This window comes from Gordonia sp. X0973 (assembly GCF_013348785.1).
Taxonomy (GTDB): Bacteria; Actinomycetota; Actinomycetes; order Mycobacteriales; family Mycobacteriaceae; genus Gordonia.
In genome coordinates this window covers 3,100,826-3,115,656 of sequence record NZ_CP054691.1, presented here as the reverse complement: position 1 = coordinate 3,115,656, position 14,831 = coordinate 3,100,826, and the positions used below count along the sequence as shown (strand labels likewise).

The window sequence follows — 14,831 nt, the reverse complement described above, 5'->3', positions numbered from 1 at the left end:
GAACATCTAGTGGCGTAAGGGGCAACCCGCATGGCTGACGAAACGAAGACCGAGGCGGCCGTCCCGCGCGTCGTCCTCGTCACCGGTGCGTCGACCTTCCTCGGCGGCCACCTGGTCGCCCGGCTGGCCGCCAACCCCGAGATCGAGAAGGTTCTCGCGGTCGATTCGCGCGTTCCCAGCAAGGCGCTGCTGCGCCGGATGGGGCGCGCGGAATTCTTGCGCCTGGACATCCGGCGCCCGGTGATCGCGAAGACGATCGCCGCCCACGAGGTCGACACCGTCGTCCACGCGGCGACCTCCATCATGGATATGACCGCCCATTCGGCGGCGATCAAGGAGTTCAACGTCGTCGGCGCCATGCAGGTCTGCGCGGCCTGTCAGCGCAGCCCGTCGGTGAAGCGCCTCGTCCTGCGCTCGACCGCGATGGTCTACGGCGCGAGCAGCAAAGACCCCGTCGCCTTCAGCGAGGGGGATCGCGCGGTGCGCGAGCCGACCGCCGGATACGGCCGCGACCTCCTCGACATCGAGGGGTACGCGCGCGGACTGGCCAGGCGCCGGCCGGATATCGGCGTCACCATCGCCCGCTACCAGGCGATCCTCGGCCCGCAGATCGAGACGCGGATGGGTTCCTACCTCTCCACCCCGGTGGTGCCGACGGTGATCGGCTACCAGCCGCGCTTGCAGTTCCTCCACGAGGAGGACGCGCTCGCCGCATTCGAGCACATCACGCTCGCCGCGCCCGCGGGGACGTTCAACATCGCCGGCGACGGCGTCATCACCCTCACGCAGGCGATCCGCCGAGCCGGCCGCATCGAGTTGCCGGTTCCCACCGGCCTGGTCACCCCGATCACCGGCGTCTTCTCCGACGTCCGATCCGCGCGACTGCGCTCGTCGCAGATGGACTACCTGACCTACGGCCGCGTCGTCGACAACTCGCGGATGCGCACCACCCTGGGGTTCGAGCCCCGGTTCACGACGAATGAAACCCTCGACGACTTCATCGCACGTGGCGCCTCCGACATGGTGATCGCCCCGCAGCGTTGGCGCGACCTGGAGCATCGGCTGGTCTCCACGGCACACCAGTTGCTGTGATTCGCCAGCCGATTGCCTGAACGGGCGATGTGATCTTTCCTACGGGTCGGGTCCAACACTCCCGCTGGCGCGGGGCGGCCCGTAAGGTTGGAGGGCAATGGCGCAATCGCGTCGAATTTTCGGGTCTCGCGCATGAAACGGGGTGAATCCAGTGTCCGGTAACCGAGCCTCCGATCCGCGGACGGCGAAAGTCATCCAGTTGTACGCGACGCCGGGTTCCGCACCCGTCTCCGATGCCGCGGCGCGGCGCCAGTCGGGCAAGCGCCGCCACCCGTCGCAGGCCGGACATCCCAACACCGACGGCTTCGGCAGCGAGGCCGCCGAGGTCACGCCGATCAGCGACGATGCCCGCATCCACAACGAGTCGCTGGGGGTCGAGCACGTCGGGCCGTCGAAGCCCAGTCCGCTGCTGAGCCTGGACGGTTTGCGCACCGGCATCGCCGACACCCTCACCGGGACGGCCGGCTACCTGCGCGAGCGCCTCGCGGGCGACTACGAGGTCGACGACTTCGGCTTCGACCCGCACTTCACCGACTCGGTGTGGTTCCCGGCGATCCGCCCGGTCTACGACAAGTGGTTCCGGGTGGAGGTCTCCGGTATCGAAAACCTCCCCGACGACGGGGGAGCGCTCCTGGTCGCCAACCACGCCGGCGCGATCCCCATCGACGCGCTGATGACGTCGGTGGCGGTACACGACAACCACCCGCGGCATCGCCACCTGCGAATCCTGGCGGCCGACATGGCTTTCGACTCCCCGTTCATCGGCGAGGTCGCCCGTCGCATCGGCGCGACGCTGGCGTGTAACAACGACGCCGAGCACCTGCTGCGCGCCGGTGAACTCACCGCGGTGTGGCCGGAGGGCTACAAGGGCATCGGCAAGCCGTATCGGGACCGCTACAAGCTGCAGCGCTTCGGTCGCGGCGGCTTCGTCACCACCGCCATCCGCACCGGCGCCCCGATCATCCCGGTGTCGATCGTCGGGTCGGAGGAGATCTACCCGATGCTCGCCGACCTCAAGCCGCTCGCCAAGGTCCTGGGCCTGCCCTACTTCCCGATCACCCCGCTGTTCCCCTGGCTGGGCCCGCTCGGCGTGATCCCGCTGCCGTCGAAGTGGCATATCCACTTCGGCAAGCCGATCGCCACCGACATCTACGACGAGGCGGCAGCCGACGACCCGCTGGTGGTCTTCGACCTCACCGACCACGTGCGCGAGGAGATCCAGCAGACGCTGTTCCGCATGCTCAGCCGCCGCGGCAGCGTCTACCTGGGCTGACGTCCCGCCGCAGGCCCGGTTACCCATACAGAGGAACTCGCCGTCCCGATGAGTCATCGGGACGGCGAGTTTCTTGTCGGTGCGGACTCCGCTAGCGCACGACGCCGAGCGCGCGGCCCAGGTCGAGGGCCGACTTGTTCAGTTCGTCCATCCCGCGCTGCGGGTTGCGCTGCATGTCGGCGATGGCCCGTTGCACGCCGCGGTTCGCACTGGCCAGCCGGGCGTCGGTGACCTGCTTGGCGACCGGCTTGGGCAGCTGCAAGGTCACGGCCGGGGCACCGGGCAGCCCGACCCCGGCCTGCATGGTGGTCGCCCGGGTCGGGGCCTTCTTCTCGTGGCGCATCCGCATGTGGAGACGCTGGTGGCGGTAGTCCAGGTCGTTCTTGTACCGGCGGGCCCGGTCGACACCGTCGGCGTAGCCGCGGGCCGCGCCTCCGGCGGCACCGAACAGGGCACCGATCGGCGCGCCGATCAGGGCGCCGACGAGGAATCCGGCGGTTCCGCCGATGATGGCGCCGACGACGACGCCCGCGACACCGCCGACGACTGCGCCGCCGATGGCACCGACGACGCCGCCGATGGCACCGCCGGCCGCGATGATCGCCGGGGCGATGATCAGAGGCCCGATAATGGGGATGGCTCCGCCGATGACCGTCGCGATCGGGGTGGCGATGGCGGTGCCGACGAATGTCCCGAGCGGGAGTCCGATGGCGGTACCGAGGGCGATGCCGACCGGCAGCCCGATGACACCGCCGACGGCGGCACCCGGGAGTGCGCCGATGATGCCGCCGGTGATGGCGCCGGCGATCGCCCCGTCGACCAGGCCGCGCATCGCTCCGGCGCGCGCACCGGCCTCGGCCTGCTCCTTCTCGTTGGTCGAATAGCCGTAGGGCACCGGCGGGTTCTTGGGATCTTTGAACGAGTGGCCGGGCTGCCCGGGCTTGGTCTCCGCCACGGGGGTGGCGCCCACGGGTAGTCCGGGAAGTGAGCGGAATAGCGGTGCCGACGTCTTGTCGGCGGGGATGAACGTCCATCGCGGCGAGGGGACCGATACCGGGCCGCGATGGCCCTGTCGGTGGTTGGCCGGGCTCGCGGCTTCGGCGGCGGTCGTAACGGGTAACAGGAGGCTGGCGGCAATGCCCAGCGACATCACTCCAGTGATAATCGGCTTCACGAGCGAGACCTTAGTCCCCAATTCGGTTCCAGCGGTTGAGAATTCGGGAAGTACCTTGCGAGATCAAGGATCTGTTACTCGTGTAGGAATTTTGTGACTGGTGTAGGATTTGTTGGCCGGTGCTATCTGCCCAGTTCAGGACCTGCGACCGCGTCGCAATGCGGCGGCGGCACCGCCGCCGAGGGCCCCGAGGGCGACCGCGGTCGGCACACCGTACTTTGCGGCCTTACGGGCGGTGCGGAAGTCGTAGGCCTCCCACCCGCGCACCTTGGCGATCTCCTTCAGATCCGAATCCGGGTTGATCGCGACCGCGGTTCCCACCAGCGAGAGCATCGGCACGTCGTTGTGGGAATCGGAGTAGGCGGTGCACCGCTGCAGGTTCAACCCCTCGCGGATCGCCAGCGACCGGACGGCGTGCGCCTTGCCCAGCCCGTGCAGCACGTCGCCGACGAGGCGTCCGGTGAAGATGCCGTCCTCGGACTCGGCCACGGTCCCCAGTGCGCCGGTGAGCCCCAGGCGGTTCGCGATGGTCTGGGCCAACTCGACCGGGGTGGCGGTCACCAGCCACACCTGCTGCCCGGCGTCGAGATGCCGCTGCGCCAGTGCCCGTGTGCCCGGCCAGATCTTGTCGGCGATGTACTCGTCGTAGATCTGCTCGCCGAGTTCGACGAGTTCGGCGGTGGGCCGCCCGGCGATGAAGCTCAGCGCCTTGTCGCGACCCTGCGCCACGTCCTCGGCGTTCTCCTTGCCGGTGATGCGGAACTTGATCTGCGCCCACAGCGCGGAGGTGACGTCGCTGTAGGAGAAGTACTTGTGGGCGGCGAGGCCGCGGGCGAAATGCACGATCGACGCGCCCTGGACCAGCGTGTTGTCGACGTCGAAGAATGCCGCGGCGGTCAGATCGGCGCCGTCCGGGCGGGTCTCGGCGCGCTGTGCCAGCGATTCCAGCGCGGCCTTGGCGGCCGCCTCGCCGGCGAGGTTCTGGCGCAGTTCGGCGGCGGTTTGGCGGAACCGCCCGCCCGCCACGGACACCCATTCGCGGACGCGCCGGTCGCCCTCGGATTCCGCCTCCCGGGATTCCCCGTCGGTCGTGTCGTCGGCGTCATCGTCATCGTCGTCGTCGTCGACGACGTCGGCGGGTTCGGGTGTCTCCGGGTGCGGTTCGTCTGCTTGCGCTTCCGGTTCGAAATCCGGGTCGGCACCCGGGTCATAGGCGGCGTCGGGCTCGGGATCCAGATCACGATCCCGGATGGGGAAATCTTCCGGCGCCCCGTTGGCCTGGTCACTCACGTCGCTCACTCCGGTGGTCGCTGGAGGTCGCCATAGTCTGGCTGCCTCACCCAGATTAACCGCAATGGCAGACTGAGGGACGTGAGGAGGGCGACATGCGAATCGTGTTGCTGACCCGCGAGGGGTGCTCCGCCTGCGCGACGGCCCGGACCGAATTGGCGCGCATCTGCGGCGAACTTGGCGTCGGGTTCGACGAATTGGACGTCGACGCGCAGGCCGCGGCCGGCGACCCGGCACTGCGCGGCGAGTTCGGCGACCGGCTCCCCGTCGTCCTGTTGGACGGGGCCGAGCACAGCTACTGGACCGTCGACGAGGCGCGGCTGCGCGCCGATCTCGCGCGGTAGCCGCACACGGCGCAACGGGGGCGCCAGCGGCCCCTGAGGCGGACCCTCGACGGCGACTGGATACCCTGGACCAATGACGTCGCTGTCGCACGGCAGACCGACGGCCAAGATTCCCGGCCCGTCGGTGGCTCGTTTGGCGAACTACCTGACCGCGCTGCGCGAGCGCGCCGAGCGCGGCGTCACGGTCATTTCCAGCGCCGATCTGGCGCAGGCGGCCGGAGTCAACCCGCTCATCCTGCGCAAGGACCTCTCTTACGTCGGCGGGCACGGCGTCCGCGGAGTCGGCTACCAGGTCCACAAACTCATCGCCACCGTCGCGACCGCGCTGCACAGCGACGCCGTGCAGGTCGTGGCCCTGGCCGGGGTCGGTTCGCTCGGCCGCGCCCTGCTGGCACACACCGCCCGCGACCCGCGGTTCGCCGTCAACGCCCTCTTCGACGACGATCCGGCCCTCGTCGGCACCCGCCTGGACGTCGACGGCCCGGTGATCGCGCCGCTGTCGGAGATCGCGCGGCTCGGCGCCGACGGCGAACCCTTCGACATCGGGGTCATCGCGACCGGCGACCACGACGCCCAACCGGCGTGCGACGCCTTCGCCGCGGCGGGTGTGCAGCAGATCCTCAATGTCACGCCGGTGTCTCTGACACCCCAAGACGGCCTGTCGATCCGGCAGATTGACCTAGCCTTGGAACTACAGCTGCTGTCCTTCGCAGCGGCGGGGAACAGGTGAATCCGTTGTGAGTGTGCTGTTGTTCGGCGTTTCGCATCGCAGCGCCCCGGTCGGGGTGCTGGAGCGGTTGGCCATATCCGAGCACGATCGGCCCAAGATCGTGGACAAGCTGCTAGCCGCGCCGACGATGTCAGAGGCCATGGTCGTCTCGACCTGCAACCGCATCGAGATCTACGCCGTCGTCGACGCCTTCCACCCCGCGCTCGAAGCCGTGGGCAACGTGCTGGGCGAGCACTCGGGCCTGAGCATCAACGAGATGACCGCGCACGCCTACGTCCGCTACTCGGAGTCGGCGGCCGAACACCTCTTCACCGTCGCCGCCGGGCTCGACTCCCTCGTCGTCGGCGAACAACAGATCCTCGGCCAGATCCGCGGCGCGTATGCGAGCGCCGACGCCCACCGCACCGCCGGCCGGGTCCTGCACGAGCTGGCCCAGCAGGCGCTGCGCGTCGGCAAACGCGTCCACACCGAAACCGGTATCGACCGGGCCGGGGCCTCGGTGGTCTCGGTGGCCCTGCACCGGGCCCACGGCGTGCTCGACTCCGTCGGCGCGCACGCCCGGCGCGGAGTCGTCCTCGGCGCCGGTGCGATGGGCGGGCTCTCGGCCGCCCACCTGGCGCGCGAGGGCGTCGACCAGATCACGATCGTCAACCGCAGCGTCGAGCGGGCCCAGCGGCTCGCGGACAACATCAACGCCAACCACCCGGGCGTGACCGCCGTCGGCGTCGGACTCGACGCGCTGCCCGCGGCGATGGCGCAGGCCGACGTGATGATGACCTGCTCGGGCTCGGTGGGCTCGGTCGTCACCGTCGCCGAGGTACACCACGCGCTGGCCGCACGGACCATCACGACGCCGCTGGTGATCTGCGACCTCGGACTGCCCCGCAACGTCGATCCGGCGGCCGCGCGGCTGCCCGGCGTCGAACTCATCGACATCGAGGGGTTGCGCGGCGACTCGCAGGCACAGGCCGCCGAGGCCGACGTCGTCGGGGCGCGCGCCATCGTGGCGGCCGAGCTCGCCGACTACCTCGCCGCCCAGCGCCGCGCGGAGGTGACGCCGACGGTCACCGCGCTGCGCCAACGTGCCAGCGAGGTCGTCGACGCGGAGATCATGCGGCTGGACGCGCGGCTGCCCGGCCTGTCCGACGCCGAGCGCGACGAGGTCGCCAAGACCGTGCGCCGCGTCGTCGACAAACTCCTGCACGCGCCGACCGTGCGCGTGAAACAGCTGGCGGCCACGGCCAACGGCGATCAGTACGCCGAGGCGCTGCGCGAGTTGTTCGAGTTGCGCCCGGGTGCCGCCGAGTCGGTGGCCGCGCCGGATGTCGAGCCGGCCGCACTGGGCGAACAGGCCGACCGGGACGGTCATCGATGACGCCACCGGTGCTGCGCATCGGGACCCGCGGTTCACTGTTGGCGACCACCCAGGCGGGCCACGTCGCGCAGGCCCTAGTCGATGCCGGGCACCCCGCGGAGCTGGTCATCATCAAGACCGAGGGGGATCTCTCGGCCGCGCCGGTGGAGCAGATCGGCGTCGGTGTGTTCACGACCGCGCTGCGCATCGCCTTGCGCAACGACGAGATCGACGTCGCGGTGCATTCGTACAAGGATCTCCCGACCGCCCCCGAGGACGACCTGGTGATCGCGGCCGTCCCGACGCGTCAAGATGCCAGAGATGCCCTGGTCAGCGCCGGAAATCGGGTGTTGGGCGAGCTGCCGGTCGGGGCGACGGTCGGCACGTCGGCCCCGCGACGGATCGCGCAGCTTAGAGCATTGGGTCTCGGTTTGGAAATTCGCCCCCTAAGAGGCAACCTTGATTCTCGGTTGGGCAAAGTCGCCAACGGTGAACTCGACGCAGTCGTGGTCGCCCGGGCCGGGTTGGCTCGCATCGGCAGGACCGACGAGGTCGCCGAGGCATTCGACCCGGTGGTGCTGCTACCGGCACCGGCTCAGGGCGCCCTGGCTGTCGAATGCCGCGCAGACGATGCCCAGCTGGTGAGCACGCTCGCCACGTTGGACGATCCGTCCTCTCGTGCCGCGGTCGATGCCGAGCGCGCGTTGTTGGCGGCCCTGGAGGCCGGTTGCACCGCGCCGGTGGGGGCCTACGCCGAGGTCGTCGAGTCACTCGACGACGACGGTCGGATCTTCCTCGAGCTGTCGCTGCGCGCGGCGGTCGCCGCCGTCGACGGATCCGATGTGATCCGGAGTTCGGTGGTCGGGCCGGTCGCGCAGGCGGCCGACGTGGGGCGCGCGCTCGCAGCGGAAATGCTGGAGTCAGGAGCCGCGTCGCTTCTGGCCTAGCAGACGAACTACCACCCCGTAGGGGGTAGGAGAGTGCGACTGATGAGCCGGACGACTAAGAAGGTCACCCCGGGGCGGATCCTGTTCGTTGGCGCCGGGCCCGGTGACCCGGAATTGCTGACGGTGCGCGCGCGCAGCGCCCTGGTGAACGCCACCACCGCCTTTATCGATCCCGACGTCCCCAGCGGCGTCGTCGAGTTGATCGGCCGGACACACCTTCCCGAGGCCGCGCCCACCGCGCGCCGGTCGAAGGCGAAGGCCGACGTCGACGCGGCGGCGGAGGCGGCCAGGGCCGCGGCCGACGAGGCGCAGCCGGACGAGGCCGACGAGGCGACCGCCAGCCCGGTGCACGTCCATCCCGCGCTCGGCGAACCCGCCGAGGTCGCCAAGACGCTCGTCACCACGGCGAAGACCGGTGTCGACGTGGTCCGCGTCGTCGCCGGAGACCCCCTCACCTCGAACGCGGTTCTCGCCGAGGTCACCGCCGTCGCGCGCACCGTCGTCACCTTCGAGGTGCTGCCCGGGCTGCCCGCGGCCGCCGTCGTCCCCAGCTACGCGGGGATGCCGCTCGGCTCCGGCTACACCGTCGCCGACATGCGCGGCGACGTGGACTGGGCCGGCCTCGCCGCCGCCCCGGCGCCGCTGGTCCTGCACGGCACCGCCAGCCACCTCGCGCAGGCCGCCGCCTCGCTCGTCGAACACGGCCTGTCCGCGTCCACCCCGGTGGCCATCACCGTCAACGGCACCACCTGTGCCCAGCGCACCATCGAGGCCACGCTGGAGACGGCGGCCGAGCTGGGCGGCGAACTCGTCGGCCCGCTGCTGCTGACGATCGGCAAGGTCGTCAACCAGCGCGGCAAGCTCTCCTGGTGGGAGTCGCGGGCCCTGTACGGCTGGACCGTGCTGGTGCCGCGCACCAAGGAGCAGGCCGCCGAGATGAGCGAACGCCTCGTCGGGCACGGCGCGATCCCCAAGGAGGTGCCGACCATCGCCGTCGAGCCGCCGCGATCGCCAGCCCAGATGGAGCGCGCCGTCAAGGGCCTCGTCGACGGCCGCTACCAGTGGGTGGTGTTCACCTCCACGAACTCGGTGCGCGCCGTCTGGGAGAAGTTCGCCGAGTTCGGTCTGGACGCCCGTGCGTTCTCCGGCGTGAAGATCGCCTGCGTCGGCGAGGCCACCGCCGAGCGGGTGCGCGCCTTCGGCATCGAGCCCGAGTTGATCCCGTCCGGCGAGCAGTCGTCGCTGGGCCTGCTCGAGGACTTCCCGCCGTATGACGAGGTCTTCGACCCGGTCAACCGCGTGCTGCTGCCGCGGGCCGACATCGCGACCGAGACCCTCGCCGAGGGGCTGCGCGAACGCGGCTGGGAGATCGACGACGTCACCGCCTACCGCACCGTGCGCGCGGCACCGCCGCCCGCCGAGACGCGCGAGATGATCAAGACCGGCGGCTTCGACGCGGTCTGCTTCACCTCGAGTTCGACGGTCCGCAACCTCGTCGGGATCGCCGGCAAGCCGCACGCGCGGACCATCGTGGCCTGCATCGGACCCAAGACGGCCGAGACCGCCGTCGAGTTCGGGCTGCGCGTCGACGTGCGCCCGGAGACCGCGTCCGTGCCGGACCTGGTCGAGGCCCTCGCCGCCCACGCCGCGCGACTGCGCGCCGAGGGTGCACTGCCCCCGCCGCGGAAGAAGTCGCGCCGCTCGCGGTCCTGACGGCCCCGCGCTTCTCGCTTGCCCGACTCCGCATGGGTTCGGGGTAGCGTTGGCCCCCGGGTCAGGTGTGATCGGGAGCCGTCGAAGGAGAGCGCAGTGGGCCAGCAGGGACAGATTCGTGGAGTGAGCAGACGGGGATTCCTCGCCGCGGCAGCGGTGACCGCCGCCGTCGTGCCGGCCGTCGCAGCCTGTTCCACCGATGACGACGGTCAGCCCACGGGCGCTCAGCCGGGGCCCTCGACGAAGAAGGTCCTCGAGCCGAACCGGCCCGGCCCCTACGACCTCGTGATCCGCCGCGGACGGGTGGTCGACCCGGAAACCGGGCTCGACGGCGTGCGCGACATCGGCATCAAGAACGGCGAGATCGCCTCGATCTCCGAGCAGCCGCTCGACGCGCCGAAATCCATCGATGCCGACGGACAGGTCGTCGCCCCCGGATTCATCGACCTGCACGCCCACGGCCAGCAGTTGCCTGCCGCGTGGGTGCAGGCCTTCGACGGTGTCACCACGGCGCTCGAACTCGAATCCGGGCTGCTGCCCATCTCGCGGTACTACGAACTGGTCGCGGAGGAGGGGCGTCCGATCAACTACGGCGCCTCGGCCGCGTGGACCTATGCCCGGATCGCCGAGAAGGAGGGCCTCGAGCCCGACGGCACCATCGAATGGTTCCAGGCCGCGTTCGCCAAGCCGGGGTGGCAGAACTCGCTGGCCACGCCGGAGGAGATCGACGCGATCATCGCGCGCGTCGAGCAGGGCCTCAAAGAGGGTGGCCTCGGCATCGGTATCAACGCCGGATACGCGCCCGGCAACAACCGCAAGGAGTACTGGGCGCTGGCCAAGCTGGCGAAGCGCTACGAGGTGCCCACCTACACGCACGTGCGCTACCTCTCGGTCATCGAGCCGCAGAGCACGTTCGAGGCGCTGGGGGAGTTGGTCGCCATCGCCACGTCGACCGGGGCCCACATGCACATCTGCCACCTGAACTCGACGTCGGCGCGCGACGGGCACGACTGCGTCGAGTTCGTGAAGAGTGCGCAGGCCGCGGGTGCACCGGTCACCGTCGAGGCCTACCCGTTCGGCGCCGGGTCGTCGACGGTCGGCGCCGAGCAGTTCCGGGGTGACGACTGGGTGCAGCGCTGGGGAGTGCCCGACGCCTCCTGGATGGAACTCAACGGGAGGCCGCTGACGCAGGCCGAGATCGACCAGCTCCAGAAGGAAGCCCCGGGCACGACGATCGTCATCCACTTCCTGCGCCCGGATCAGTCGCAGGGCGACGGCGACATCCTCGACGCCAGTGTCCTGTACCCGGGCGGCTCGATCGCCTCGGACGGGATGCCGTGGATCGACACCACCGGGCGGGTGGTGCAGGGCGACGTGTGGCCGCTGCCCGAGGGGGCGTTCGCGCATCCCCGCTCGGCCGGCTGCTTCTCGAAGTTCATCTCGCAGTATGTGCGCGAGCGCAAGGTGATCCCGCTGCCGGACGCGCTCGCCAAGACCAGTCTCTTCCCGGCCCGGGTCCTTGAGTCGTCGGTGCCGCAGATGCGGCGCAAGGGCCGCCTACAGGTGGGGGCCGACGCCGACGTCATCGTCTTCGATCTGAACACGATCAAGGACAACGCGACGTTCACCCAACCGGCCCAGCTGTCCACCGGGATGCGGCACGTCGTCGTGAACGGGACGCCGATCATCGCCGACGGCAATCGGATCGCCGAGGCCCGCCCGGGCAAGCCGATTCGTCGCGACGCGAAATAGTGGGGGATCGGGCGCCGGTCCCGGTGACGGTGGTCGGCGGATTCCTCGGCGCGGGCAAGACGACGTTGCTCAACTCGCTGCTGACCCAGGCGAACGGCCGTCGGCTCGCGGTCCTGGTCAACGACTTCGGCGAGATCAACCTCGACGCCGAACTGCTCGGCGGCGTCGCGGGCGACGAGGTGGTCGCGCTGGCCAACGGCTGTATCTGCTGCAGCACAGCCGCCGGATTCCTCGCGGCCCTGCGTCGCGTCGTGCTGCGCGACCCGGCCCCGGAGGCGATCATCGTCGAGGCGTCGGGGGTCAGCGACCCCGGCGAGATCCTGCGCCTGCTCGCCGACGAGGAGGTCGCGCGGCACGCCTATACGGACGGCGTCGTGACGGTGGTGGACGCGGGGGCGGGTATCGACGACGACCCGGCGGTCGCCGGTCTCGTCGCGCGGCAGCTCGGCGTCGCCGACCTGGTCGTGCTGAACAAGGCCGACACCGTCGACGAGGAGACGTTGACCGTCCGCGCCGACGAGGTGAGGCGAACGGCGCCGCGGGCCCGCACGATCAACGCGGTCGAGGCACAGGTGCCGCTGGACGTGGTCTTGGGGCTGGAACGTCCCGACGGCGACATCGCCGATGAGGGCAACGGATCGGGGCAGGCCGGGGCGGTCTTCGAGTCGGCGCTCGTGGAGATCGACGAACCGCTCGACCTCGCACGCCTGCAAGCCATCCTCTCCCGGGTCCCGGAAGGGGTGTACCGGGTCAAGGGCGTGGTGTACCTGTCCCAGGTGCCGCGGTCCCGGTGCATCCTGCAGGCCACCGGCCGCCAGGCGCGCATCGTCGTCGGCGGGGAATGGGGTGCCGACGACGTGCCGCGCAGTCGGCTCGTTCTGATCGGCGCGCGCGGCGCGGTCGATGCCGACGGGTTGCGGGCCGCGCTGACGTCGGCACCGGTCGGCGGGGCGCACGACTAGGCTCGACGCTGTGACACCCGAACCAACGATCCGTCCGCGCCGCCTGCGCACGACCCCGGCGATGCGCCGCCTCGTAGCGCAGACCGAGGTGGCGCCGCGGCACCTGGTGCTGCCGATGTTCGTCGCCGACGGGATCGCCGAGTGCAAGCCGATCTCTTCGATGCCCGGAGTCGTTCAGCACACCGTCGATTCGCTGCGCGCCGCCGCCGCCGAGGCCGTCTCGGCCGGGGTCGGGGGCCTCATGCTGTTCGGCGTCCCGCGGGCGGAGGACAAGGATGCCGTCGGGTCGGGCGCCGACCGCTCCGACGGAATCCTCAACCGGGCGCTCGCCGCGCTGCGGTCCGACCTCGGCGATTCGACGGTCCTGATGGCCGACACCTGCCTCGACGAGTTCACCGACCACGGTCACTGCGGCGTGCTCGACTCCGCCGGTCGCGTCGACAACGACGAGACGCTGCAGCGGTATGCCGCGATGGCGGTCGCGCAGGCGCGCGCCGGTGCGCACGTGCTGGGGCCCAGCGGAATGATGGACGGCCAGGTCGCCGCGATCCGGACCGCCCTGGACGAGGCCGGATATGCCGATACCGCGCTGCTGGCGTACACGGCCAAGTACGCGTCCGCCTTCTACGGGCCGTTCCGCGACGCCGTCGACTCCTCGTTGACCGGTGACCGTCGCAGCTACCAGCAGGACCCGGCGAACCGCGCCGAGGCGCTGCGCGAACTGGACCTCGACCTGGCAGAGGGTGCCGACATGGTGATGGTCAAACCGGCGATGGCCTACCTCGACATCCTCGCCGACGTGGCGGCCGACGTGACCGTCCCGGTCGCCGCCTACCAGGTCAGCGGCGAGTATTCGATGATCACCGCGGCCGCCGAGCGCGGCTGGATCGACCGCCGGGCCGCCGTCACCGAGTCGCTGACCGCCATCCGGCGCGCCGGCGCGTCGATCGTGCTGACCTACTGGGCGGCCGAGGCCGCCGGATGGCTGCGCGATCAGTAGCCTGGAACCATGAGTTCTCCCCAACCCTGGGCGCCGCAGCCGGGCCAGCCACGGCCGGTCGATCCGAAGCCGGATCGGCCGGTGCTCGCGGGTTCGATCGCGATCGCCACCGAACTGTGGCTCGTCGTCATCGCGGCGCTGTCCGTCGCGCAGATCGGCTCCTATCGCACGGCCCGCGACACGGTGCTGCAATACGCGGAGAAGCTGCCCAAGGACGCACCGGACGCGGAGCGCCGGTCGCTCGAGTTGATGAGCTCCACCGGCATGGTCATCGCCTCGCTGGTGGTCGGAGTCGTCATCGGCGCGGCGATCGCGCTGGTCGCCATGTACTTCGTCCGCGACGGGCGCAACTGGGCGCGGTTGCTGCTGTCGGGCCTGAGTGCCTATGTCGTCGTCGGGGCGCTGATGGCCTTCTTCGGCCCGCGCACCTGGACGCAGGCGCCCGAGATCATCGCCGGGGCCTGCGCGCTCTTCGCCCTGTTCATGTTGATGCGCCGCGACGCGGACACCTACTGTCGTGAGATGACCGAGTTCCGCGCCGCGGCCCGGACGCCGCAGCCACCCGTCGGACATTGGCCGATGCCGCCACAGCTGCCGCCGCAGCAGGATTCGGGAGGTCCGCGTGAGTGACGCCCAGGAGCAGGAGCCATCCGACGAGGAGCAGGGCTCGCTCACACCCGTCCCCGAGGACGTCGGCGAGGTACTGTTCGCCGAGCCGGGCAGCGGCTGGTGGGCGATGGCGATCGGCCCGGTGCTGATCGGCGCCATCCTCCTCATGGAGATCCTCGGACCGGGACAGGTCCACTGGGTGGTGATGGGCATCTTCTTCGTCATCATCACGGGTTCGGCCTACATGTTCATCACCGCCGCCCGCACCTACGCCAGTGTCGAGCTGACCGATAAGACGCTGCGTTGCGGGACTCGTCGGATCAACCTGTCCGACATCGCCGTGATCTATCCCGAGGCCCGCGGCAGTGCCGTCGAGGATTGGCAGAAGGCGCCGGCCCTGGGCGAGTTGCCCGCCGTGCCGCGCGGTCGCAAGGGCATCGGAATCAAGACGACGAGCGGCAAGCTCGCGCAGGCCTGGGCCCGCGACGTCGACCGCCTGCGCACCGAACTCACCCAGGCCCACATGGCCGTGCAGATGGGGCTGTAGGCCGACTCCGCGCAGGTATAGTTTCACCGAGCCCAAGATTGCAG

General features: G+C 70.4%; 14 protein-coding genes. 12 read left to right on the top strand and 2 right to left on the bottom strand.

Features of this window, described 5'->3' with window-relative positions:
* The first annotated feature begins 30 nt into the window (after positions 1 to 30).
* Together HUN08_RS15345 and HUN08_RS15340 are read left to right on the top strand one after the other, a co-directional pair.
* Positions 31 to 1,092: an NAD-dependent epimerase/dehydratase family protein gene (locus HUN08_RS15345; RefSeq protein WP_124247109.1), complete on the top strand. Its 1,062-nt coding sequence runs from the start codon at positions 31 to 33 to the stop codon at positions 1,090 to 1,092.
* Positions 1,093 to 1,234: 142 nt separating this feature from the next.
* Entirely contained in the window at positions 1,235 to 2,365 is a 1,131-nt protein-coding gene (locus tag HUN08_RS15340) for a lysophospholipid acyltransferase family protein (protein WP_174900945.1), read from the top strand.
* Positions 2,366 to 2,456: 91 nt separating this feature from the next.
* On the opposite strand, the gene HUN08_RS15335 is transcribed toward HUN08_RS15340, so the two are convergent.
* Together HUN08_RS15335 and HUN08_RS15330 are read right to left on the bottom strand one after the other, a co-directional pair.
* Positions 2,457 to 3,539 carry a hypothetical protein gene (locus HUN08_RS15335; protein WP_124247111.1) on the bottom strand — a complete coding sequence of 361 codons (1,083 nt, stop codon included), beginning with the start codon at positions 3,537 to 3,539 and terminating at the stop codon, positions 2,457 to 2,459.
* A gap of 135 nt (positions 3,540 to 3,674) precedes the next feature.
* Positions 3,675 to 4,829, bottom strand: coding sequence for an HAD family phosphatase (locus HUN08_RS15330; RefSeq protein WP_124247112.1), 1,155 nt, complete (start codon positions 4,827 to 4,829; stop codon positions 3,675 to 3,677).
* 95 nt (positions 4,830 to 4,924) lie between these two features.
* Between HUN08_RS15330 and HUN08_RS15325 the strand changes: the two genes are divergently transcribed.
* The 10 genes from HUN08_RS15325 to HUN08_RS15280 all read left to right on the top strand — a co-directional run bounded on the left by HUN08_RS15325 (position 4,925) and on the right by HUN08_RS15280 (position 14,787).
* The gene (locus tag HUN08_RS15325) at positions 4,925 to 5,173 is read left to right on the top strand and encodes a glutaredoxin family protein (protein WP_124247113.1); all 249 of its coding nucleotides are present in this window, start codon (positions 4,925 to 4,927) and stop codon (positions 5,171 to 5,173) included.
* 73 nt (positions 5,174 to 5,246) lie between these two features.
* A complete protein-coding gene (locus HUN08_RS15320; protein WP_124247114.1) occupies positions 5,247 to 5,903 on the top strand; it encodes a redox-sensing transcriptional repressor Rex in 657 nt (218 codons plus the stop codon).
* Positions 5,904 to 5,910: 7 nt separating this feature from the next.
* The gene (locus HUN08_RS15315) at positions 5,911 to 7,278 is read left to right on the top strand and encodes a glutamyl-tRNA reductase (RefSeq protein WP_124247115.1); all 1,368 of its coding nucleotides are present in this window, start codon (positions 5,911 to 5,913) and stop codon (positions 7,276 to 7,278) included.
* Positions 7,275 to 8,204: a hydroxymethylbilane synthase gene (gene hemC, locus HUN08_RS15310; protein WP_124247116.1), complete on the top strand. Its 930-nt coding sequence runs from the start codon at positions 7,275 to 7,277 to the stop codon at positions 8,202 to 8,204. Before HUN08_RS15315 ends, hemC begins: the two co-directional genes overlap by 4 nt.
* A gap of 42 nt (positions 8,205 to 8,246) precedes the next feature.
* The gene (locus tag HUN08_RS15305; protein ID WP_124247117.1) at positions 8,247 to 9,917 is read left to right on the top strand and encodes a bifunctional uroporphyrinogen-III C-methyltransferase/uroporphyrinogen-III synthase; all 1,671 of its coding nucleotides are present in this window, start codon (positions 8,247 to 8,249) and stop codon (positions 9,915 to 9,917) included.
* 123 nt (positions 9,918 to 10,040) lie between these two features.
* Positions 10,041 to 11,669: an amidohydrolase family protein gene (locus HUN08_RS15300; RefSeq protein ID WP_301546755.1), complete on the top strand. Its 1,629-nt coding sequence runs from the start codon at positions 10,041 to 10,043 to the stop codon at positions 11,667 to 11,669.
* Positions 11,669 to 12,631: a GTP-binding protein gene (locus tag HUN08_RS15295; RefSeq protein WP_124247119.1), complete on the top strand. Its 963-nt coding sequence runs from the start codon at positions 11,669 to 11,671 to the stop codon at positions 12,629 to 12,631. Before HUN08_RS15300 ends, HUN08_RS15295 begins: the two co-directional genes overlap by 1 nt.
* A 10-nt stretch (positions 12,632 to 12,641) precedes the next feature.
* Complete coding sequence (gene hemB, locus HUN08_RS15290) at positions 12,642 to 13,631, top strand: porphobilinogen synthase (RefSeq protein WP_124247120.1); 990 nt, start codon at positions 12,642 to 12,644, stop codon at positions 13,629 to 13,631.
* Between the two features lie 9 nt (positions 13,632 to 13,640).
* On the top strand, positions 13,641 to 14,261 hold the full coding sequence (locus tag HUN08_RS15285) for a hypothetical protein (protein WP_124247121.1): 621 nt from the start codon (positions 13,641 to 13,643) through the stop codon (positions 14,259 to 14,261).
* Positions 14,254 to 14,787 (top strand): DUF3093 domain-containing protein, encoded by a 534-nt coding sequence (locus HUN08_RS15280; RefSeq protein WP_124247122.1) that lies wholly within the window; start codon positions 14,254 to 14,256, stop codon positions 14,785 to 14,787. Before HUN08_RS15285 ends, HUN08_RS15280 begins: the two co-directional genes overlap by 8 nt.
* Positions 14,788 to 14,831 lie beyond the last annotated feature (44 nt).

Excerpts from the sequence above, each read along its gene's own strand:
- HUN08_RS15345 (WP_124247109.1), top strand. The coding sequence starts at position 31 with ATGGCTGACGAAACGAAGACCGAGGCGGCCGTCCCGCGCGTCGTCCTC.
- HUN08_RS15325 (WP_124247113.1), top strand. The coding sequence starts at position 4,925 with ATGCGAATCGTGTTGCTGACCCGCGAGGGGTGCTCCGCCTGCGCGACG.
- HUN08_RS15320 (WP_124247114.1), top strand. The coding sequence starts at position 5,247 with ATGACGTCGCTGTCGCACGGCAGACCGACGGCCAAGATTCCCGGCCCG.
- hemC (WP_124247116.1), top strand. The coding sequence starts at position 7,275 with ATGACGCCACCGGTGCTGCGCATCGGGACCCGCGGTTCACTGTTGGCG.
- HUN08_RS15305 (WP_124247117.1), top strand. The coding sequence starts at position 8,247 with ATGAGCCGGACGACTAAGAAGGTCACCCCGGGGCGGATCCTGTTCGTT.
- HUN08_RS15285 (WP_124247121.1), top strand. The coding sequence starts at position 13,641 with ATGAGTTCTCCCCAACCCTGGGCGCCGCAGCCGGGCCAGCCACGGCCG.